We start from the raw sequence: 21,283 nt of genomic DNA on the forward strand, positions 1-21,283 counted from the left end.
GCTTTCATGTGAAAGGCGGATTGCGCCTCTAGCCTGCCATAGTTTTGCGACACCGGGCAAGCGCGGCGCGCGATGCAGCCATTGTTCAGGCAATCCGCCCCCGCGGGCGACGCGATATGGCCACGGCAGGCGGGCACGTCATAGCCGTTTGGCCCGAGGGCATCGACAGGGCAGGCCGCGCGGCAGGGCGCGGTTGCGCAGGAGGTGCAGGGGGCGCTGCGGGCGCGGGCAGGGCGCGATGACCGGGCAGACGGACCGCGCCCCGGTAGCTGACCATCAGGCCGGCGCGGGCATGGACAAGCATTCCGACGGGCGAGGTGAACGCCTGCTTAGAGCGCAGCGCCCAGTCGAGGAACGCCGGATAGGGCGGGCCATCGGACGGGAAGATCGCGGTGCCGTCCCATGCCTGTGCAAGGGAGGTGATCACCCGTTTTGACCAGCGGTCGAGCGGGTCAGGCAAGCCGTCGCTATATTCCGGTTGGGCGGTGAAATGCGCCCAGAACCCCGGCTCGTTCGGGCCGAGCAACAACAGCGTGTCAGGCCCGTCATGCAGCGCGCCGAACAGCGCCAGCGCGTGGGTTTCGGGCGCGGGCGTCATTTGAGCCGGAAGGGGAGCGCGAGGCTCCACCCCAGCCGCGAGGGGCGGTCATCGCGCCATTGCAACCCGATCTCCATCGCGTCGTGCCCGGCGCGGGGCTGGGCGATATAGGTGCGAAACAGGCGGTCCCAGATCGACAGGGCAAAGCCATAGTTGCTGTCATGTTCCGAGCGATGCACCGAGTGATGGACGCGGTGCATATCGGGCGTGACCAGCACAAGCCGCAGGGGCCGGTCGAGCCACGCAGGCAGCGCCATATTGGCATGGTTGAACATCGCGGTGCCGTTGAGGATGATTTCAAACAGGATAATCGCCAGCGCGGCAGGGCCGATGAGGTAGACCAGCCCGATTTTCAACAGCATCGACAGGGCGATTTCGACCGGGTGAAAGCGGATCGCGGTGGTCACGTCGATGTCGCGGTCGGCGTGGTGGACCCGGTGCAGGCGCCACAAAAGCGGCACCTTATGGGTGACAAGGTGCTGCGCCCAGATGGCGAAATCAAAGAACAGCACCGCAGCGGTGATTTCAACCCACGCGGGCCAATCGAGGTGATTGAGCAGCCCCCAGCCATTGGCCGCCGCATCGACCGCCGCGCCCACGGCCAAGAGCGGCAGGCCGAACGCCAGCGCCCTAAGCGCCAGCGTGTTGAGGATGGTGATGCCCCAATTCGTCAGCCAGCGGGTCTGGCGTGGTTGGGTGCGGGCGCGGCGGGGGGCCAGCGCCTCGATCAGCGCGAAAAGCGCGAACAGGCCGAGGAAGGTGGCGAGCCGGAGGGCGGTTTCATGTTCCATAGGGCGGACTATAGGCGCGCGCGCGCCAGAGCGGAATTGCCGATTGCGTGAGCGTTTGTCAGCGCTTCTGGCGGATCATCGAGCCCGCACCATGTTCGGTGAACAACTCAAGCAGCACGGCGTTGGGCGCGCGGCCATCAAGGATGATAACGGCGCGCACGCCGCCTTCGATTGCCTCAAGCGCGGTTTCGGTTTTCGGGATCATGCCGCCCGCGATGGTGCCATCGGCGATCAGATCACGGATTTGTCCGGTTTCAAGATCGGTCAGAAGCGCGCCGGACTTGTCCTTGACCCCTTCGACATCGGTGAGGAGCAACAGGCGGTCGGCCTCGAGCGCCTTGGCGATGGCGCCGGCGACGGTGTCGCCGTTGATGTTGAATGTCTCGCCATTCTCGCCCGCGCCAAGGGGGGCGATGACGGGGATGATACCGGCGTCAAACAGCGTGTGCAGAATGGCGGTATCAACCGTTTCGGGCGTGCCGACAAGGCCGAGCGCCGGGTCGGTCGCGGTGCAGGTGACGAGGTTTGCGTCCTTGCCCGAAAGGCCGACAGCGGTGCCGCCCTGAGCGCCGATGGCCTGCACGATCCATTTGTTAACGCGCCCCGAGAGGACCATTTCAACGACTTCGATGGTCGCCTCGTCGGTGACGCGCTTGCCATTAACGAATTCGGATTGGATGTCGAGACGGGCCAGCATGTCGTTGATCATCGGGCCGCCGCCATGGACGATCACCGGGTTGACGCCGACCTGTCGCATGAGGACCACGTCGCGGGCGAATTGATCCATCGCTTCGTCCGAGCTCATGGCGTGACCGCCGAGCTTGATCACGATGATCGCGCCGGAGTAACGCTGAAGGTAAGGCAGGGCCTCGGAGAGGGTCCGGGCGGTGGCGATCCAATCGCGGTTCATGGTCTGTTTTCTCATCGGTGCGGTCCTTGGGTGGCCTTGCTTAACGCGTTTTGGCGGTGCTGCAAAGGGTTGGCGATTGCGGCGACAGGAGAGGCTGTTAGACTGCGCTTGTGCAGGGCCCAAACGGGGGTGCATCCGGGGCCGATGCGGGCAAAAAAGGATCGCGAGATGAGACAGAAAACCATGCTTCTGACCGGAGCGAGCCGAGGGATCGGCCATGCCACGGTGCGCCGGTTTAACCGCGAGGGATGGCGGGTGATCACCTGTTCGCGCCACGCCTTTCCCGAAGAATGCCCTTGGGGCGGCGGGCGAGACAACCACGTGCAGATCGACCTTGGCGATCCGGCGGATACGATCAACGCGGTCGGGTTGATCCAGGAGATGGTGGACGGAAAGCTGGATGCGCTGGTCAACAACGCCGGGATTTCGCCCAAGGGGCCGGAGGGCGAGCGGCTGAACACGCTGACTACGGATCTAATCGACTGGGGCAAGGTGTTTCACGTCAACTTCTTTTCCTCCGTCGTTCTGGCGCGGGGGCTAAAGGACGAATTGGCTGCGGCCAAAGGCGCGGTGGTCAATGTGACGTCGATCGCGGGCAATCAGGTGCACCCGTTTGCGGGCGCGGCCTATGCCACGTCAAAGGCTGCGCTCAAGGCGCTGACCCGCGAGATGGCGCATGATTTCGGTCCGCTTGGCGTGCGCGTTAACGCGATCGCGCCGGGAGAGATTGAAACCGCGATCCTGTCGCCGGGTACTGACAAGATTGTCGAACAAATCCCGCTGCGCCGCCTTGGCCAGCCCGAGGAAGTGGCCGCGACGATCTTCTTCCTCTGCACCGACGCGAGCTCGTACATCTCCGGCACGGAGATCGAAATCAATGGCGGCCAGCATGTCTAGGCCGCGCCACCAATCCAATTGAGCGCTTCCGCGCGCGTTTATTCAGTTTGTGGCGAGATGACGAACCCTCGCCAGACGAGCGTGTTTGGCATGGGCGGGACGCTCCGCGGGAGGTATTTGAAAAACAGAAGAAGCAAAAGCGGGCGTTTTGGTCTTCTTCTGTTTGGAAAATACCTCGGGGGTGTGGGGGCTGGCCCCCACTGCTTTGTGTGTTTGGTTAAACCAAGCCGGCGATGATGGCGCGGAGCGATTCGATTCCGTCGCCTTTTTCCGAAGAGGTAAGCACCATTTCCGGGAAGGACGCCGGGTGTTTGGAGAGTTTTTCGCGCACCTGGTCGAGGATGCGGGCGCGATCGTTGGCTTTGACCTTGTCCGCTTTGGTCAGCACGCATTGGAAGGTCACGGCGGATTTGTCGAGCAGGGTCATGATCTCTTCATCGACCGGTTTTACGCCATGGCGGGCGTCGATCAGAACGAAAGCGCGGCGCAGGGATGGGCGGCCTGAGAGGTATTGTTTGAGCAGGCGTTGCCACTTTTCGACCTTGGCCAGCGGCGCGTTGGCATAGCCATAGCCGGGCAGGTCGACGAGATAGTGTTCGGCGCCGAGTTCGAAGAAGTTGATTTCCTGTGTGCGCCCCGGCGTGTTGGAGGCGCGCGCCAGCCGGTTGTGGCCGGTGAGGGCATTGATCAGGGAGGATTTACCGACGTTGGAGCGTCCGGCAAAGCAGATTTCGATCCGGTCGGCGGGGGGCAGGCCGGACATGGCGACCACGCCTTTGACGAATTCGGCCCCGCCAGCGAAGAGTTTGCGTCCCTTTTCGCGGCTGAAATCATCGGGTTCTTCGGCGAGGGGGAAGGGAAGTTGCATCAGGAGAGCACCTCGACCTGATCTTCGACGGTGATGGTGCCGGATTTGGTGACGGTTGCGTAGACGCCCATTTCCTGATGGTTCCAGCCGTCGCGCAGCGCGCCGAGGGTGTTGGCGTCACGTTCGCCGGTGGCCGGGTTGGCTTCGGTCATGCGGCAGCGGGTGATTTCGGCGTTGATATGGAATTCGGCCGCGCCGATGCGGATGTGGCGGTCGACCCAGTTTTTCTCTTCCCAGGCGTCGAGCCCGGCGATGAGCAGATTGCCACGCCAGCGCAGGGGCGAGATGTCTTGGCCGAGCTGTGCGCCGACCGCTGTGTTGCTGGCGAGGTTGATCAGCGAGATCGAGCCGCTTTTTACATCGGTCATGGCGTTGTCGGCCTTGATGATGGCGGTGGGCGCGGGGCGGTTTTCGGGGGTGAAGGCGGCGAACCAGGTGATCAGGCGCTGTTGATCCTCGGCGAGGTCGGGGTTGGCGGTGATCCCGGGTTTCGACGGGTGGGTCAGCGTGACCGTATTTGTGACCGCGTCGAACCGGCTTTCGATGGCTTGCAGGAGCGGCAGGGAGGCTCCGCGCGAGAAGTTACGGCAGGGGTGCCAACCGTCGGCTGTGTCACTGTCGAGTTTGGCCGCCGAATGGGCGACGGCCCATTGGCGATCAAACGGCAGGGCGCGGCCCACGTCCAGCTGCGCATTCACCAGAGCCTCGCGCCCATGCGCCTTGATCGGGTGGCGCCAGATCTGTGCGAGGCTCACCATTAGTCCGACTTACTGCGCGAGAAGCTGGAGCGGATATTGCCGAACACGTCCGGTTTATAGCCGTGGCTGCGCATGATCAGGTACTGCTGGGTGAAGGTGATGGTGTTGTTCGCAATCCAGTAGAGCACGAGGCCCGAGGCGAAGCTGCCCAGCATGAACATGAAGACCCAAGGCATCCATGCGAAGATCTGTTTCTGCACCGGATCGGTGGGCGCGGGGTTCAGTTTTTGCTGAATCCACATGGTGATGCCGAGCAGGATCGGCATGATGCCGAGGAAGATGATTGCAAGGATCGAGCCGCTTTCCGGACCGTCCCATGGCAGCAGGCCGAACAGGTTGAAGAGCGATGACGGGTCGGGGGCCGAGAGGTCATTGATCCAGCCGATCCAAGGCGCGTGACGCAGTTCGAGGGTGACGAAGATCACCTTGTAGAGCGAGAAGAAGATCGGGATTTGCAGGAGGATCGGCAGGCAGCCGGAGGCGGGGTTGACCTTTTCCCGCTTGTAGAGCGCCATCATTTCCTGCTGCATCTTCTGGCGGTCGTCGCCTGCGGCTTCCTTGAGCTTCTCCATCTGCGGCTGAAGCTCTTTCATTTTGGCCATGGAAGAATAGGATTTATAGGCCAGCGGGAAGAGGATGATCTTGATCACCACGGTGAGGGCGATGATCGCCCAGCCCATGTTGCCGATGAGGCCATTGAGCCAATGCAGCAGGGCGAACATCGGCTTGGTGAGGAAGAAGAACCAGCCCCAGTCGATGCTGTCGAGGAATTTCGGCACGGCGGCGTCGCCGCTGGCGTTTTCATAACCGCGGATTGTGGCCCATTCCTTGGCCCCGGCAAACAGGCGCGAGGTCACGCTGACCGTGGCGCCGGGGGCGAGTTCACGGGTCTGCTGCACGGTTTCGGTTTGGTAGATATTGGTGCGCGCATCGTATTTGGCGACCGATTTGAAGGGTCCGGGCGCGGGGATGAGGGTGGTCATCCAGTAGTGATCGGTAAAGCCGATCCAGCCGGTTTCCGTGACACGGGTGACTTCGGCGCGGGCCCCTTCGTTGGGGTTGATCGCAAAGTCGGTCATATCGGAATAGTCGATTTCCTGATATTCGCCATCGGACATGGCGACGACCCCTTCATGCAGGATGAAGAAGTTTTTCAGATCAGCCGGTTCGCCGTGCCGCGCCAGAACGCCGTAAGGGGCCAGAGAAACGGTGCCTTCGGTGCTGTTGGTGACGGATTGTTCGATTGAAAACAGGTATTTATCATCGACAGAGATGGTGCGGCGGAAGGTCATCCCGGCGCCATTGTCCCACGCGAGGGTGACGGGTGCGCCGGGGGCGAGGGTGTCGCCGCTTTCAAGGGTCCAGAGCGTGTTCGAGCCAGGGACCGTTTCAACGGTGAGCCCCGCGCCGGGGGCCCAGCCAAACAGCGCGTAGTAAGCGTGTTCGTTGCCATAGGGCGACAGGAGCGTGACGATATCGGCGCCGGGCTCAAGCGTTTCGCGGTAATCCTTGAGTGCGAGCGTGTCGATACGCCCGCCAAGCAGCGACAGCGTGCCTTTGACCGAGGGGGTGTCGATTGTCACGCGGGGCGCGCTGGCGAGGGCGGTGACGGTTTCGTTGGGCGCGACCTGCTGCGTGGTGGTGCCGCCGGCGGGGGCATCCGCGACCGGGGCGCCGGCGCCTGTTGTGGGCGTAACGGTGCCGTTCGCAGCGGTTGGAGGCACCTGATCAATAGGTTGCTCGGGTGGCGGGAACATTACCGACCAGCCGATGATCACCAGCATCGACAGGGCGACGGCAAGGATTAGGTTCTTGTTCTGATCGTCCATCTGGAAGCCCACACGCATTTTTGGAAGTGAGGGAGGTTCAACAGAGTAAGGGCGTGAAGGTCAAGCAGTTAATCGGCGAATGAGGCCATTTGCGCCGGTTTGTTCCGGCTTTTTATCCGAAATCAAACCGGCGCGGCTGGAGAGCGTGAGTTGTGCGGGGTGGCGCGCGTGTCGGGCGGGAACCCGTGCTTAGCCGGAGGTGCGCCCGATTGTCGGGGGCGGGGCCAGCTTGGCGCGGTGGTCTTCGAGCCATGTGAAGGTTTGCACAAGCGGCATGGGGCGGGCGATGCCATAGCCCTGTACATGGCGGCAGCCAAGCTGTGCCAACATGGTATGTTCCCCCGATGTTTCGACGCCTTCTGCCAATGTATCAAGGCCGAGACGTTCAGCCATGGAGAGAATCGCGGCGACCATGCGTTGTTGTTCGGGGTCGTCATCGACATGGGTGATAAAGCTGCGGTCGATCTTGATCCGTTCGATGGCAAAGCGGCGGATCGCGGCAATGGAGGCGTTGCCGGTGCCGAAATCATCAAGGTCGATGCGGCAACCGAGTTCGGCCAGTTTGAAGATATTCTGGGTTGCGGTGTCTTCGGGCGCGCCGACGACGACCGTTTCCAGAATTTCGACAGTCAGCCGGTCAGCGGTGAGGTCGAAGCGATCAAGGTCCCAGCAGATTTTTTCCACCAGTTTCGGATTGCGCAGCTCTTCGCCGGTGAAGTTGACGGCAACGCGGGGCACGTCGAGTTCGGCGGCGTCCCAAGCATTGAGCGCCTGCAACGCGCCGTAGAGGATAACCTCTCCCAAACGCTCCATCTGGCCGGATTGTTCGAGGACGGGCAGGAATTCGACGGCGGGGACGGTGCCGCGTTTGGGGTGTATCCAGCGCGCGAGCGCCTCAAACCCGGTGATTTGGCCCGTGTCGGTGGAGACTTGCGGTTGGAACCACGGTTCAATCTCGCCGTTTTCGAGGGCGCGCAGGGCATCGTCGCGCAGGGTTTCGCGATTGGCGCGGGTTTTGCCCATCTCGCCAGAGAAGGCGCGGATGGCGGAGGGGCCATTGCGCCGTGCCTCATCCAAGGCGACGGCGGCGGCGTGGAGCATGCTGCGCGCTGTCCGGTTGGGGGCGCGATGCGACATGCAGAACCCGACAGAGGCGGAGATATAGACGGCGGAGCCGGAGATGAAGACCGGATCTTCGGCGGCGTCCTGAATGCGGGAGGCGAGTTGAATTGCGCCTTCGAGATCGAGGTTGGCGGTTGCATGCAGGGTGATTCCAAAGCTGCTGTCGCCGAGCCAGCCGAGGTGGTCACCATCACGCAGAACCCCGCGCAGCCGAGAGGCGCAATGATCGAGAACGCGTTCGGCGGCATCGACACCGAGCCGGTTTTGCAGCGCGTTCAGGTCTTCGATCTGAAGGATAAAGCAGGCGGATTTGAAGCCGCGTGTGTTGGCGCGGGCAAGGGTGTCTTCGAGGCGCGTTTCAAGGGTTTCGGCGAGGGGAAGCCCGGTGACGGAGTCGATCGGCTCTGCCCCGGGTCCGCCAAGCCGTTCGAAGCCACCGGCCAGCATCACCAGCAGAGGCACGCCGAGGGCGACGAGGAAAAGCGCCCCTTCGCCGCCGGTCCAATAGGCGCCGAGCACAATCGCGGGAAGGAAGGCGAGCACCTGTGGTCCGCTGAGCATACGGCGCAGAATTGCGCGAGCTGTTGAAAGAGGTATCAAATTGCGCCGGGCCATTGCTGCCCTCCTATATCCAATATGGGATCAACCTAGGACTGCATACTGAACAGGACTTTAACGCCCCACCCATCCGGTGCAGATTTTCCCTAAAATTGTAATCGAACCCCTTGGGCCCGATGTTCAGGAGCGGCGTTCGAGGCCGGCGAAATCAAACAGTTTGGGGTCGAGCAGATGCGACGGCCGGGTGTTCATCAACGCGCGGAACATGACCTGACGGCGACCGGGGCTGTTTTTCTCCCAACCATCAAGGATCGCCTTGACCTGTTGGCGTTGCAGCCCGTCTTGGGAGCCGCAGAGATCGCAGGGGATGATCGGGTAATTCATCGCGCGGGCAAATTTCTCGCAATCGGCCTCGGCGACATGGGCGAGGGGGCGATAGACGAAGAGGTCGCCTTCTTCGTTCACAAGTTTCGGCGGCATGGTGGCAAGGCGGCCACCGTGAAACAGGTTCATGAAGAACGTTTCGAGGATGTCGTCGCGGTGATGGCCGAGCACGACAGCAGAGCAGCCTTCCTCGCGGGCGATGCGATAGAGATTGCCACGCCGCAGCCGCGAGCACATGGCGCAATAGGTGCGCCCGGCGGGCACCTTGGATTTGACGATGGAATAGGTGTCTTCGTATTCGATCCGGTGCGGCACTTCGCGTTCAGAGAGGAACGCGGGCAGGACCGTCGCAGGGAAGCCGGGCTGTCCCTGATCGAGGTTACAGGCGAGCAGGTCGACCGGCAAAAGGCCGCGCCATTGCAGCTCATGCAGGATGGCGAGCAGGGTGTAACTGTCTTTGCCACCTGACAGGCAGACGAGCCATTTTGCGCCGGGTTCGATCATGCCGTATTGATCGACCGCTTCGCGCACGTTTTGAACGAGGCGTTTGCGCAGCTTCTTGAATTCGGTGCTTTTGGGAGCGCCGGCAAAGAGCGGATGGATATCGTCATTCTGGTCAAGCATAGCGGTGCTTTAGAGCAGAAAGGGCGGCGGGTAAAGCGCGGTGACGGGTGGCTGGTGGGGGCGGACGGACTTGTCGCTTGACGGCGATAGGTTGAAGAACGTGTGGCTGTTCGAGACGGCGATGTGGGTCCTCTTGCCGCTGATCGGGGCGCTCTTCGGGCGTAAGGGGTGAGCGGGCTTAAGGCTTGTGGTGATCGCAGGTTTTGTGGTCGTGATTGGGGTCGGTTCCGGGCACGGGGTCATAGCCGCAGCTGCCCCATGGATTGCAGCGCAAAATACGGCGCAGAGCGAGCCATCCGCCCTTGATCGCGCCGTGGGTTTTTAGAGCATCAAGCGCATAGGCCGAGCAGGTGGGTTGATAGCGGCAGTTATGGCCGACCCAAGGCGAGAAGATCAGCCGATAGGCCCGCACCGGCAACGAGAAGAGCCAGGCAAGCGGGCTCATGGTTTGTGCAACTGTTTGAGGGCATGGATCAGATCGCCTTGGAGGGCGTCAAAGGGCCGCTCGGCGGTGGCACCGTTGCGGCCGATCAGGACATAGTCCCAGCCGGGGCGGCCATGGGTGGGCAGGACCAGCCGGGCGATTTCACGCAGGCGACGTTTGGCGCGGTTGCGAGCGACGGCGTTGCCGACCTTTTCGAACAGGTGAATCCGACGCGGATGGTGGGCGTGTCGGGGTCAGTATCGGTTTCGCCGGGCGCGCGGCGGCGGGCCTGAACCATCATGCCGCGCGTGCCCTGCCGGCCAGCACGGGCGCAGGCGAGGAAATCGGGGCGGTTGCGCAGGGTTTCGAGCGTGGGGGTCATGGCTGAAAATCGCTCAGGATGGCGTTGCGATTGAAGCGGCGTGACAGCGGCATGCCCTCCCTAGGGGGAGGTCGGGCATGGCGCTGTTGCGCCGGGATTGGGTTGGCGCGCCTTGACGATTGCGGGGTGGGCAAATGGGCAATGGCAAAGCTGCAGTCCTCATGGTGCGGGCTGTCCTTCCGCGGGCTGCGCGTGGCGGGCGTTTAGCAGAACGTGGCACAAGCGAAAACCGCCCGGGCGCGAGGCCGGGGCGGTTCTGGAATGCTTGTCGCAATAGAGCAGCCGTAAGGCAGGGCCGGGTTATCGGCCCAGTTCCTTAAGCGCTCAGGCTCTTGCGGCCACGTGCGCGGCGAGCGTTCAGGATCTTGCGGCCAGCTTTGGAAGCCATGCGTGCGCGGAAACCGTGGCGGCGTTTGCGAACCAGGTTAGAGGGCTGATAGGTGCGTTTCATCGCTCCGTCTCCGTTAATTGCGGGCAGGCGCGCGGAATCGCGAGTGCCCATGAATGTCGAAGCCCGGTCTATAGGTGGGTGTTGCGGCGCTGTCAAACCTGTTTGGGCGGTTTGAGGGGGATTGGAGAGAGTTTAGCGCCGGTTTTGCCGGGAATTGCAATAATTCCGCCCCGCCGACAGGTGATCACGGCGAAAAGCGGGGGGTAAACGGGGGAAATGTTACGAAGGCTGACACATTCGCGCCGAATCCTCACGAAAAGCGGCGTGGCCCATCAAGGGGGCGTGATAGGGGTAGGATTGCAGCGGCGGTAAGCGCATTTTCATGGCACACCAATGGAAAGGCACGAGCCAGAGATGAGCGATATGACGAACCCGAATTTACCAAACGAGAAACACCCATTGGTGCGCGCGCTGCCGATTGTCGCGATTTTGGCAGTGGCGGTGATCGGGGCGTTTACGCTTCGCGATTACCTGAGTTTCGAGGCGCTGCGCGACAACCGCGAGGCGTTGATCGCCTTTCGCGATCTGCATTATGCGGCGACCGTGGCCGTGTTTATCGCGGCCTATGTGACGATCGTGGCATTTTCGCTGCCCGGTGCGTTGGTGGCGACGCTGACCGGGGGGTTTTTGTTTGCGACATTCCCCGGTGCGCTGTTCAACGTGGCGTCGGCGACGGTTGGTGCGACGTTGATTTTCCTCGCGGCGCGTTGGGGGCTTGGTGAGAAGCTGGGTCGGAAGCTGGAAGACAGCAAGGGCGCGGTGAAGAAGATCAAGGACGGGATCGACGAGAACCAATGGTCGATGCTGTTTCTGATCCGGCTGGTGCCTGCCGTGCCGTTTTTCGTGGCCAACCTTGTGCCGGCGTTTGTTGGGGTGCCGTTGCGCCGGTTTGTGGCCTCTACCTTTGTCGGGATCATTCCGGGGGCGGTGGTGTACACCAGCGTCGGCGCGGGTCTGGGCGAGGTGTTTGAACGGGGCGAGACGCCCAACCTCGGCATTATTTTCGAGCCGCATATCCTGTTGCCGATCCTTGGGCTTTGCGCGTTGGCCGCGCTTCCCATTGCGATCAAGGCGCTGCGGGGCGGCAAGGCGCTTTGAGCGCGACACATACAGCATGAGAGAATGACCTAATGAAGCAGATCAAGACGGATATCCTTGTGATTGGCGGCGGCTCGGGCGGTTTGTCGGTTGCGTCGGGAGCGGCGCAAATGGGCGCGGATGTGACCTTGCTTGAAGGGCACAAGATGGGCGGCGACTGTCTGAACTATGGTTGCGTGCCGTCAAAGGCGTTGATCGCCGCCGGGAACGCGGCCCATGCGATGGGCGCGGGCGCGGCGATGGGGATCGCGCCGGTCATGCCCAAGGTGGATTACGCGGCGGCCAAGGATCATGTTGCCGCCGTGGTTGGCACGATCGAGCCACACGATTCGGTCGAGCGGTTCGAAAGTCTGGGCGTGCGGGTGATCGAGGCCTACGGCGCATTCGTATCACCGAACGAAGTGCAGGCGGGTGACACCCGCATCAGCGCGCGCCGGGTGGTGATTGCCACAGGGTCGTCGCCGTTTGTGCCGCCTATTCCGGGGCTGGACTCGGTGCCATATGAAACCAACGAGACGCTGTTTGAGTTGCGCGAAAAGCCGACGCATTTGTTGGTCATCGGCGGTGGGCCGATTGGCATGGAAATGGCGCAGGCGCATCGGCGGCTGGGCTGTGACGTTACGGTGATTGAAGGCGCCAAGGCGCTGGGCCGGGATGACCCGGAAGCGGCGGCGCTTGTTCTGGACAGCCTGCGCGGCGAGGGGATCGTGATTGCCGAGGATGCGCTGGCCGCGGAAATCCGTGGCACGGCGGGCGCGATTGAGGTCGAGGTCAAGGACGGGCGCGTGTTCAAGGGCTCGCATTTGCTGATGGCCGTCGGGCGCAAGCCCAATCTGGAGCGGCTGAACCTGAATGTTGCAGGGATCGAGACGACGAAAGCGGGGATCAAGGTTGATGCCTCGTTGAAAACCACCAACCGCAAGGTTTACGCCATCGGAGATGTGACCGGCGGCGCCCAATTCACCCATGTGGCGGGCTATCAGGCGGGGGTTATCATCCGCTCGGCCTTGTTCGGCCTGCCAGCCAAGGCACGCACCGATCATGTGCCGTGGGCGACATATACCTCGCCCGAGCTGGCGCAGGTTGGCATGAGCGAGGGGGAAGCCCGCGAGGCGCATGGAGACAAGCTGGAAATTGCGCGGTTCGAGTATGCCGGAAATGACCGGGCCATCGCCGAGGGTAAAACCAAAGGGTTCATCAAGGTTATGGTGCTTAAGGGGCGACCCATTGGCGCAACCATTGTAGGACACGGTGCGGGGGAACATATAAACCTCTGGGCGCTGGTTCTTGCCAACAAGATGAAGATGGGTCAGGTGGCAGCAATGATTTCGCCATACCCCACGATTGGGGAAATATCGAAACGCGTGGCGGGAGCCTATTTCTCGCCCCGGCTTTTTGATAGCAAGGGTGTGAAGCGGGTGGTCGGGCTGGTGCAGCGCTGGTTGCCGTGAGGGCGGGTATTGAGACGGTGAAACGGTGAAACGGGTTACGGACAGATGCAAAGCGGGCCGCCCGGACGGGTGGTGGGCTGTTGGTTGGCGGTCAGATGATTGTCGGGCTGAGGTTTGCCGGCCAGTTATTTGCCGACCAGAGGCTTGCCGGGAGGAGGCGCGCGCGTGCTGAACTCTCTCTCCGGGCGGTTTTTGATCCTGACCACAGTGTTCGTGATGCTGGCCGAGATCCTGATCTTTGTGCCGTCGGTGGCGCGGTTCCGCGAAGATTACCTGCTGAGCCGGTTGGAGCGGGCGCAGATCGCCTCGCTTGCGCTGTTGGCGGATGACATGATTGATGCCTCTCTTGAGGAAGAATTGCTGCGCAATGCCGAAGTGTTCAACGTGGTTTTGCGCCGCGACGAAGCGCGCCAGTTGATCCTGGCGGCGCCGATGCCTCTGCCGATTGATGAGACGTTTGATCTACGTGATGGCAAGCCTTTGACGTTGATCCGGGACGCGATGGCGCGGCTGTTTGATTCCGAGCCAAAGGTCATCCGGGTGATCGGCAACCCGGTGCGCGAGGCCGGTCTGTTGATCGAAGTGACGATGGAAACCGCACCGCTGCGCATGGCGATGATTGACTATGGCGTGCGGATTTTGGTGCTGTCGGCGGTGATTTCGGTTTTCACAGCGCTATTGCTGTTTCTCGCGGTGCGCGGGTTTCTTGTGCATCCGATCAAGCGGGTGGTGCGCGATATGCAAAGCTATGCCGCCGACCCCGAAGACGCCCGCAGGATCATCGTGCCCAAGGCCGGGGTGAGGGAGCTTCGCGAGGCGGAAGAAGCCCTGCAGAAGATGGAAACCCAGCTGACCAGCGCATTCAAGCAGCGCGAGCGTCTGGCGCAATTGGGTGAGGCCGTGGCCAAGATTTCGCACGATCTGCGCAATATTCTGACCTCGGCGCAATTGTTCACGGACCGGATCGAGATGAGCGAAGATCCGGCGGTGATGCGGATGGCGCCCAAATTGGTGAATTCGATCCGCCGTGCCGTGAACCTGTGCGAGACGACGATGACCTATGGCAAGGCGGAGGAGCCTGCGCCGCGGCTTGTCGAGCTCGATCTGAGCGAGATCATCGACGATGTGCTGGCGTCGGAGCGGTTGTCGATCGGTGAGGGCGAGGTGAGCCTTGGTGAGGATATCGCAAGGGGGTATATGCTGTCCGCCGATCCCGAACAGCTTTACCGGGTGATCGCGAACCTTGTGCGCAACGCGCGTCAGGCGATTTTGGCGACGGGTCAGCCGGGAGAGATCGGCATTTCAGCGGGCGAAGAGGATGGTTTTTCGGTGATCCGCATTATTGATACCGGGCCGGGCCTGCCGCAGAAGGCGCGCGACCATCTGTTCCGCCCGTTTCAAGGGGGCACGCGCAAGGAGGGCACCGGGCTTGGCCTTGCGATTGCGGCAGAGTTGATCCGCGGACATGGTGGCACCCTGACGCTGGAGCGCACCGATGAAACGGGCACAGAGTTCGCCATTCGCCTGCCGAGAGGCGAGGTTGAGCAAGGTTCCGGGGAGCCGGGTGAAATGATGCGGGAAAAATCCTGAATTGCCTCTTGCCAACCGCTGGGCTTGAAGCTAAGTCAGGCCCTCACGGACCGATAGCTCAGCTGGATAGAGTACCTGACTACGAATCAGGGGGTCGGGGGTTCGAATCCTCCTCGGTCCGCCACTTACCCCCCCATCAGAAACCAACTTACTTTGCCTTGTTGGGCGTTGAGTTGCGTTTTCGTCTAAGCACACCCGAGATTGTAACTGCTCAGTTTACCATCCGCGCCGGGTCAGAAGAGGCAAGCGCACCAAGCCGGTGAACCGCACCGCAGGTGCCCGGCTATCGTCAGCCCCTCTCTTGGGCTGGCGATTTGGTTGATTTGGATGCGTCTTTCGGTCTGTGGATGTGTTTGGCGGGCATTAATCACTTCAAAACGGCTGCTGGATCGCCCCCCCCCAGGGGCTGAGGTTAGCCTCTGTCGCAAACGTTCACTTCCGGCCCTTTTCGATGACACTCAGGGCGCAATGCGGTCTGTCGGGCGGGCGTTATTGAGGCTGTATCAGGTTGACTTGGGCGTTCACTGAAACCGCGGGTAGGCGGGGGGAATATTTGCTCGATTTCCGGATGCCCCCATGTTCTCTCAGGGTATTGTTCCACTAAGCCATCAAACTGTTTTTGAACGCGGGCGCGGGCTTCGGACCAGTCCCAGTCAACCACCTGACCGTCTCGCATAGAGAGGCGTCCATCGACAAAGACCGCTTTTGTGACCCGTCCAGTTGCACCCAAGATCAGGGTGCGAATGGGGTCGACGCGTGGCGCCATCATCGCGTCAGACATGTCGAAAACTGCAATATCGGCTTTGGCACCCGCGTCTATGCGTCCGAGATCGGCGCGGCCAAGCGCAGATGCCCCGCCAAGCGTTGCGGCGTCAAACAGGTGCTCGGGGGCGGCTTCGGTCACGCTGTCACCTGCCATGCGCGCCATCATCACACCGACAGCCATGTTGAGCACCATATCCGGCGGAGCCGTATCGGTTCCCATTCCGATATTGATCCCCATGTTGCGCAATTTGCTGAACGACTTCAGCATCGCTCCTGAGCGGGCGAAAACCAACGGGCAATGCGCAACGGTTACGCCATGATCCGCGTAGAGGTGCAGATCGTTTTCCGTAGCGACGGTCGCATGCGGCGCGATGAGCCGGGCGTTCAAGCCATTGAAACTGGCCAGCCATTGCGGCGCGGTTGTGCCGTGCAGAGACTGAACCGTTTCACGCTCCATTTGGCCTTGGGCCATATGCAAACGCACGGGCACATTCAGGTCGTTCGCCGTCTGCATGGTTCTTGTTAGCAGCGTTTCGGTGCAGGTTTCGACGCGATCGGGCGCGAGCATGCCTTGAACCAACCCGTCAAACCGCCCCGCGTTCGCGTTGATAAACTCGGCCGCAGAGTCCAGACCCGCGAGACCGCGGCTTTCGTCAAAGCGCGGTTCAAGAACGCCGGGAGCGGTGCAAACCATGCCCCCTGCGCGGAAGGCCGGGCCAAGCCAGACCCGCAAGCCCAATTCGCCAGCCGCTTGGGCTGCGGCCTCGAATTCGGCGACCGTTTCGCCCCATTCGCGATAGAACAGTGATGCAATTGGCAGGGCCGAGGTAATGCCATTGCACAAGAGCTGCGCAAAGCTGAAGCGCTTTTGAAAGGCGAGTTCCTCTTGTGAATACATTTCATAGGGGCCGCGATCAACGTAGCTTTGGGGCCAAACGCGGCCCTTGGCCCAAGCGGGGCCACAGTCGACACCAAGAGTGGTGGTGTCGAGATCTGACAAAGCATCAAGGTCGATCAACCCCGGCGAGATCAGAGCATCGCCCATGTCAATTCGACGTGCGACCTCTCCTTCAAATCGAGGGCCGACGTAGAGGATGCGATCGTGCTCGATCACCACCTCGCCGTTTTCAAGCAAACGGTGGCCGCCGTTTTGATGGCCAACAACCCAACGCGCGGTCAATAAGGTTCGGCCTTCGGGGCGTTGCCCCAAGCGCAGCAGATCAAGCATCAAGAGGCCTCCTGTATCGCTTTGCCGTCGCGGCCCGTGATCTTGCCCGCTTTCACGGTCAATTTCACAGGGCCCCCTGTTGCGATAGCCTCGGCCAGGGTTGTGCCCGAGAGGAGTGCAAAATCGGCGTTGTTTCCAAGGTCGACGCCGTGGCCTTTTACGCCCATCACCTGCGCACCGCCGCTTGAACAGATCGACAGCGCCAGAGCCAGATCGGCATCCGAACGCATATTGTTTTTCTGCGCCACGATCCGTGCGCGGTCGAGCATGTCGGCGCGGTTCCACGGGTTCCAAGTGTCGATGACCCCGTCACAGCCTGCTCCCAGACGGATGCCAGCGCCGAGAACGCGCTTGACCGCGGGGACGTCTGATGAGGGCGATCCTGTGGTCAAAATAGCCACGTCTTGATCGGCAAGGGCCTCTAGCAAAGCCTCGGTTCTGTTCCAATCCGGCATTCCAAGGCAGAAGGCGTGGCTGATGGAAATCTGCCCTTTCATGCCCAAGACACGCGTCCTTTCAAGGATCATTTCCATCGAAAACGCGCCCAAGGTGCCGCCTTCGTGCAGGTGGATGTCAATTCCTGTGCCGTGCTTTTCAGCGAGGCCAAAGATCGTGTCCAAATGTCCCTTGGGGTCGCTGTCTATTCCGCATGGGTCAAGCCCACCAACAAGGTCTGCACCCATCGCCATTGCTTGGTCCAAGAGCTCGGCGGTGCCGGGTCTGACCATGAGGCCAGATTGGGGGAAGGCAACAATCTCGATATCAACCACGTCTTTGAGGGCGTCTTTTGTCTTGAGCACGCCTTCTATTGCGGCGAGGCCGTTTTCCGTATCGACATCGACGTGGCTGCGAATATGGGTGATGCCGTTGCCAACGAGCGCCAATGCGTGTCGCATGGATTGTTGGTGCGGATCATGGTTGAGGCGGCGCCGTTCACTGCGCTCGTTGTCGATCATCGACTGCAAATCAGAGCCAACGGTATTTGGATACCAGCCCATGCCCATGAACGTCTTGTCCAGATGGGTATGCGCTTCGACCAAACCGGGGACCATAATGGCGCCTTTCGCGTCTTCGACTTGCGCTTGCGCCGTTTCGATCTGGGCCGCGCATTTTGCAATGCGGCCATTGCTGATCAATATGTCAGTCGGCGCCGAGCCGAGTGGGCGGACGTTGCGAATAAGAAGATCTGTCATGCTACCTCCGGGGCAAAGCCGCCGATTTTTGTCAGCGGCCATGCGAAGCCACCAAGTTTTGATGTTCGATATTTCATCCCGATCAAGGCTTCTGCTGTGCGAACTGCAGCCGTTACACCGTCAATCACAGGAACCGAGGTTTCCGCCGTTAGTTTTTCGCACCATTCGGCCATGCCAGCGCAGCCAAGCACGACCGCTTCGGCGCCGTCCAGATCGCGGGCGGCGCGCACCTCTGCTGCGATAAGCGCGTAAGCGCTGTCGGCTTCGGTTTCCAGCGTCAGAACCGGAAGATCAACGGAGCGCACACGACGGCAATGACGCGTTGCTCCATAGCTGTCGACCAGATCTTCGATGATCGGCACAGAGCGCGGCAGCGTCGTCACGATAGAGAAACGCGTGGCCAAAGTTTGAGCCACTTGCACCCCGGCCTGACAAATCCCTATCACGGGAGCGCCTGCGACTTCTCTGGCGGCAGATAAGCCCGGGTCGTCGAAACACGCAATCACATGCGCGTCTGCGCCTGCTTTCTCGGCTGCGCGAATGGCCGCCAGCAATGCAGGCACTGCTAGGGCTTCGTCGGCATATCCTTCGATAGAAGCAGGTGTGCCGGTTGCCGTCACAAGGTCAATCTCGGTGTCGGCGCTGGCGGCGCGACGCGCGGCTCTTCCGATTTGGGCGGTCATCGAAACGGTTGAATTCGGGTTTATGACATGAACACGCATTACGGTTTTCGCCCTTCAGCCGGAGACAAGCGAGCGGCTTCCCAAGCATCCGCTTCTTTTGGTTTCTTCAACTCGAATTGCTGGTCAGCGACGATGTAATTGTCTGCGTGCAGCCGCGCGATGGGTTGATACACCTCGGGGTCAACGTAGCGACCGCCAGCATCGAGACAGTCGTTGCGAACCGTCATTTCGACAACTTCACCCAAGATTATCGCTCGGTTCGGAAAGTCGATTATTCTCTCGACCTTGCATTCCATCGCGCAGGGCGTTCGCGTGACGTAGCGCGCGTCAATCTGGCGGCACTCTGCTGTTGAAAGCCCTGCAAACGAGGGCTCATCAACGTCGCTCGGGAAATTCACGCCACACAGGATCATTGCATCAGCAATTTCCATGTCGACCATGTTCACACAGAACTCCTGAGTGCGGCGGATGTTGACGACGGTATCTTTTTCGCCGCCGTCGCCGCGCGTCTGAATCCCGAGGATCACAATGGGCGGGTCTTGCGAGAAGACATTAAAGAAACTCATCGGGGCGGCGTTGGTGTGACCTGCTTCAGAGCGCGTGGTCACAAGAGCAATGGGGCGCGGCCCGACGAAGTTTGTCAAAAGACGGTAGCGATCCTGTGGCGGCAGTTGGGTGAAGTCAAAGTCCATCAGGCAATCTTTCTTGTGGGGGCAACATCTGTGCGGCCTTCTTGGACGGCATGACAGCGCACGTGGCTATTGCCATGTTGCAAAAATGCGGGTGCTTCGCTTTTGCAACGCTCGTTTGCAAGGGGGCAACGCGGATTGAAGTGACAGCCCTTGGGCGGTGTGATCGGATTTGGCACCTCTCCCGCAGGGCGATCGACATCGCGATGGGCCATCGAAATGTCCGGAACGGTTTCAAGAAGAAGCCGCGTGTAGGGATGCTGGGGATTGGCGAAGATTTGATCTGCTGGAGCAAGTTCGACCAACCGGCCGAGATACATAACGCCGATATAGTCAGAGATGTAGTTCACCACGGCCAGATCATGACTGATGAACAAATATGTAAGGCCAAGCTCTTGCTGGAGTTCGCGCATCAAGTTCAGAATTTGCGCTTGGACCGACACATCAAGCGCCGATGTCGGCTCGTCGCAGACCAAGAATTCGGGTTTTGTAGAAATCGCCCGCGCGATAGAAATGCGTTGCCGTTGGCCGCCTGAAAATTCATGCGGGAATTTCTCGCCGTCTGCTGCGGAAAGGCCGACAAACTCCAATAGGCGGTCAACTTCCTTGCGGCGCGCGGTTGCATCGGGGTGTGTTGCGAAGCTTAGCATCGGCTCTGCAATGATGCGGGCGACGCGCCAGCGCGGGTTCAAGCTTGCGAAGGGCCCTGAAAAATCATCTGCATGCGACGGCGAACCTCGGACGGTTCTCCGGCTTTCGCGTCGGACAGCTCGTTGTTGTCAAACTTGATGCTGCCATCAGACGGGCGGACAAGCCCCATGAGCAGCTTGGCCACGGTAGATTTTCCGCAGCCGGATTCTCCGACAAGGCTGAGGGTGGTCCCTTTCTCAATGGAGAAATCGACGCCATCGACAGCATGCACATATTGCTTTCCCGCGCCGGAAAGCAGGCGGTTGAGCAGGGGTTGGGACAGGTCGAAGGACTTCTTTAACCCTTGAACATTCAATAGCGGGGCGGTCATGCGGAAACCTCCTCTTGCAGGTGGCAAGCGACAGAGTCTAGTTGCGTTGTTCTCAGTTCTGGCCGTTGTTGTCCGCAGATTTCCATCCGGTGCGGGCAGCGAGGGCCGAAAGCGCAGCCTGCGGGGCGCGCATTTGGCCGAGGCATGGCGCCTTCGATCTGGGCAAGCTGGTCAGGGCGCGGGCCGATCCGCGGGATCGACGCCATCAAACCCGAAGTGTAGGGGTGTTTGGGATTGGTCAGAACCTCTTCGACCGCACCGATTTCGACAATTCGGCCAGCATACATGACAGCGACCCGGTCGGCTGTTTCAGCAATCACGCCCATGTCATGGGTTACGAGCAGCACAGCCACACCGGTTTCGCGCGCAAGTTTTCGCAAGAGTGCGATGATCTGTGCCTGAACGCTCACATCGAGAGCGGTTGTCGGCTCGTCTGCGATCACCAAGCTAGGCTCGGCGCAGAGGGCGAGCGCGATAACGACGCGCTGGCGCATCCCGCCGGAGTATTGGTGCGGGTAAGTGTCGATCCGCGCCTCGGGTGCTGGAATGCCAACACGACGCAGCCAGTCGATGGCCCGCTCGCGGGCTTCGACCTTGGACAGCTTGAGGTGCGTTTGGATGGTTTCGATCAGTTGCTCTCCAACGGTCAACACGGGGTTGAGGCTGGTAAGCGGGTCTTGGAAGATCGCGCCAATTTTGCGCCCGCGAATGCGACGCATTGCTTCCGGGCGAAGGGTGTCGATGCGCTGTTCTTCGAGCGTGATCTTCCCTTTGGTGATCCTTCCCGGTGGTTCGATGAGGCCGATGATAGCGGCGCCTGTCATAGACTTGCCCGCACCACTTTCTCCGACCATGCCCAAGATCTCTCCGGGTGCGACAGACAGGTTCACATCTTCAATCGCGTGGACGACGCCTGCACGACCCGGAAAAGTCACAGTCAAATTTTCGACGGTCAAAAGGGTCATTTTT

General features: G+C 61.0%; 19 protein-coding genes, 1 tRNA gene and 2 pseudogenes. 5 read left to right on the plus strand and 17 right to left on the minus strand.

The window, feature by feature from the left end; translation table 11 throughout:
• Positions 1 to 85 precede the first annotated feature (85 nt).
• Genes N4R57_02515 through argB form a run of 3 tightly spaced genes read right to left on the minus strand, consistent with a single transcriptional unit; the run spans position 86 to position 2,314 of the window.
• Positions 86 to 598: a ferredoxin gene (locus tag N4R57_02515; protein UYV38000.1), complete on the minus strand. Its 513-nt coding sequence runs from the start codon at positions 596 to 598 to the stop codon at positions 86 to 88.
• Positions 595 to 1,389 carry a sterol desaturase family protein gene (locus N4R57_02520; GenBank protein ID UYV38001.1) on the minus strand — a complete coding sequence of 265 codons (795 nt, stop codon included), beginning with the start codon at positions 1,387 to 1,389 and terminating at the stop codon, positions 595 to 597. Before N4R57_02520 ends, N4R57_02515 begins: the two co-directional genes overlap by 4 nt.
• Before the next feature lie 58 nt (positions 1,390 to 1,447).
• Positions 1,448 to 2,314, minus strand: a complete 867-nt coding sequence (argB, locus tag N4R57_02525; protein UYV38002.1) for an acetylglutamate kinase — start codon at positions 2,312 to 2,314, stop codon at positions 1,448 to 1,450.
• A 153-nt stretch (positions 2,315 to 2,467) separates the two neighbouring features.
• Here argB and N4R57_02530 point away from each other — a divergent pair, with 153 nt between their 5' ends.
• Positions 2,468 to 3,196 carry an SDR family oxidoreductase gene (locus N4R57_02530; GenBank protein UYV38003.1) on the plus strand — a complete coding sequence of 243 codons (729 nt, stop codon included), beginning with the start codon at positions 2,468 to 2,470 and terminating at the stop codon, positions 3,194 to 3,196.
• Between the two features lie 217 nt (positions 3,197 to 3,413).
• Here the strand turns inward: N4R57_02530 and yihA are convergent, their stop codons facing one another.
• The 8 genes and pseudogenes from yihA to rpmH all read right to left on the minus strand — a co-directional run bounded on the left by yihA (position 3,414) and on the right by rpmH (position 10,596).
• Positions 3,414 to 4,064, minus strand: coding sequence for a ribosome biogenesis GTP-binding protein YihA/YsxC (gene yihA / locus N4R57_02535; protein UYV38004.1), 651 nt, complete (start codon positions 4,062 to 4,064; stop codon positions 3,414 to 3,416).
• Entirely contained in the window at positions 4,064 to 4,819 is a 756-nt protein-coding gene (locus tag N4R57_02540; GenBank protein UYV38005.1) for an MOSC domain-containing protein, read from the minus strand. The genes yihA and N4R57_02540 overlap by 1 nt, the downstream gene beginning before the upstream one ends.
• A gap of 2 nt (positions 4,820 to 4,821) precedes the next feature.
• Positions 4,822 to 6,651: a membrane protein insertase YidC gene (yidC, locus tag N4R57_02545; protein UYV38006.1), complete on the minus strand. Its 1,830-nt coding sequence runs from the start codon at positions 6,649 to 6,651 to the stop codon at positions 4,822 to 4,824.
• Positions 6,652 to 6,840: 189 nt separating this feature from the next.
• Positions 6,841 to 8,388 (minus strand): bifunctional diguanylate cyclase/phosphodiesterase, encoded by a 1,548-nt coding sequence (locus N4R57_02550; GenBank protein UYV38007.1) that lies wholly within the window; start codon positions 8,386 to 8,388, stop codon positions 6,841 to 6,843.
• A 123-nt stretch (positions 8,389 to 8,511) separates the two neighbouring features.
• A complete protein-coding gene (gene ttcA / locus N4R57_02555) occupies positions 8,512 to 9,339 on the minus strand; it encodes a tRNA 2-thiocytidine(32) synthetase TtcA (protein UYV38008.1) in 828 nt (275 codons plus the stop codon).
• A gap of 178 nt (positions 9,340 to 9,517) precedes the next feature.
• On the minus strand, positions 9,518 to 9,784 hold the full coding sequence (gene yidD, locus N4R57_02560) for a membrane protein insertion efficiency factor YidD (protein UYV38009.1): 267 nt from the start codon (positions 9,782 to 9,784) through the stop codon (positions 9,518 to 9,520).
• Positions 9,781 to 10,145 (minus strand): annotated as a pseudogene (gene rnpA, locus N4R57_02565) (ribonuclease P protein component). Before rnpA ends, yidD begins: the two are co-directional and overlap by 4 nt.
• A gap of 316 nt (positions 10,146 to 10,461) precedes the next feature.
• A complete protein-coding gene (rpmH, locus tag N4R57_02570) occupies positions 10,462 to 10,596 on the minus strand; it encodes a 50S ribosomal protein L34 (GenBank protein ID UYV38010.1) in 135 nt (44 codons plus the stop codon).
• Positions 10,597 to 10,959: 363 nt separating this feature from the next.
• Between rpmH and N4R57_02575 the strand changes: the two genes are divergently transcribed.
• The 4 genes from N4R57_02575 (at position 10,960) to N4R57_02590 (ending at position 14,859) form a co-directional block, all read left to right on the plus strand.
• A complete protein-coding gene (locus N4R57_02575) occupies positions 10,960 to 11,694 on the plus strand; it encodes a VTT domain-containing protein (protein UYV39494.1) in 735 nt (244 codons plus the stop codon).
• A 32-nt stretch (positions 11,695 to 11,726) separates the two neighbouring features.
• Positions 11,727 to 13,145: an FAD-dependent oxidoreductase gene (locus N4R57_02580; GenBank protein UYV38011.1), complete on the plus strand. Its 1,419-nt coding sequence runs from the start codon at positions 11,727 to 11,729 to the stop codon at positions 13,143 to 13,145.
• Between the two features lie 165 nt (positions 13,146 to 13,310).
• Entirely contained in the window at positions 13,311 to 14,735 is a 1,425-nt protein-coding gene (locus N4R57_02585; protein UYV38012.1) for a HAMP domain-containing histidine kinase, read from the plus strand.
• A gap of 47 nt (positions 14,736 to 14,782) precedes the next feature.
• Positions 14,783 to 14,859: transfer RNA gene (locus N4R57_02590), tRNA-Arg, on the plus strand.
• A 288-nt stretch (positions 14,860 to 15,147) separates the two neighbouring features.
• Here N4R57_02590 and N4R57_02595 read toward each other — a convergent pair.
• The 6 genes and pseudogenes from N4R57_02595 to N4R57_02620 form a co-directional block, all read right to left on the minus strand.
• Positions 15,148 to 16,728, minus strand: coding sequence for an amidohydrolase family protein (locus N4R57_02595; GenBank protein ID UYV38013.1), 1,581 nt, complete (start codon positions 16,726 to 16,728; stop codon positions 15,148 to 15,150).
• Positions 16,728 to 17,921 (minus strand): amidohydrolase family protein, encoded by a 1,194-nt coding sequence (locus N4R57_02600; protein ID UYV38014.1) that lies wholly within the window; start codon positions 17,919 to 17,921, stop codon positions 16,728 to 16,730. Before N4R57_02600 ends, N4R57_02595 begins: the two co-directional genes overlap by 1 nt.
• The gene (locus N4R57_02605; GenBank protein UYV38015.1) at positions 17,918 to 18,643 is read right to left on the minus strand and encodes an aspartate/glutamate racemase family protein; all 726 of its coding nucleotides are present in this window, start codon (positions 18,641 to 18,643) and stop codon (positions 17,918 to 17,920) included. The genes N4R57_02600 and N4R57_02605 overlap by 4 nt, the downstream gene beginning before the upstream one ends.
• The gene (locus N4R57_02610; protein UYV38016.1) at positions 18,643 to 19,296 is read right to left on the minus strand and encodes a flavin reductase family protein; all 654 of its coding nucleotides are present in this window, start codon (positions 19,294 to 19,296) and stop codon (positions 18,643 to 18,645) included. The genes N4R57_02605 and N4R57_02610 overlap by 1 nt, the downstream gene beginning before the upstream one ends.
• Positions 19,296 to 20,314 (minus strand): annotated as a pseudogene (locus tag N4R57_02615) (ATP-binding cassette domain-containing protein). Before N4R57_02615 ends, N4R57_02610 begins: the two are co-directional and overlap by 1 nt.
• On the minus strand, positions 20,311 to 21,279 hold the full coding sequence (locus N4R57_02620) for an ABC transporter ATP-binding protein (GenBank protein ID UYV38017.1): 969 nt from the start codon (positions 21,277 to 21,279) through the stop codon (positions 20,311 to 20,313). The pseudogene N4R57_02615 and the gene N4R57_02620 overlap by 4 nt, the downstream one beginning before the upstream one ends.
• Between the last annotated feature and the right edge of the window lie 4 nt (positions 21,280 to 21,283).

Source organism: Rhodobacteraceae bacterium D3-12, from assembly GCA_025916135.1.
GTDB lineage: Bacteria > Pseudomonadota > Alphaproteobacteria > Rhodobacterales > Rhodobacteraceae > JAKGBX01.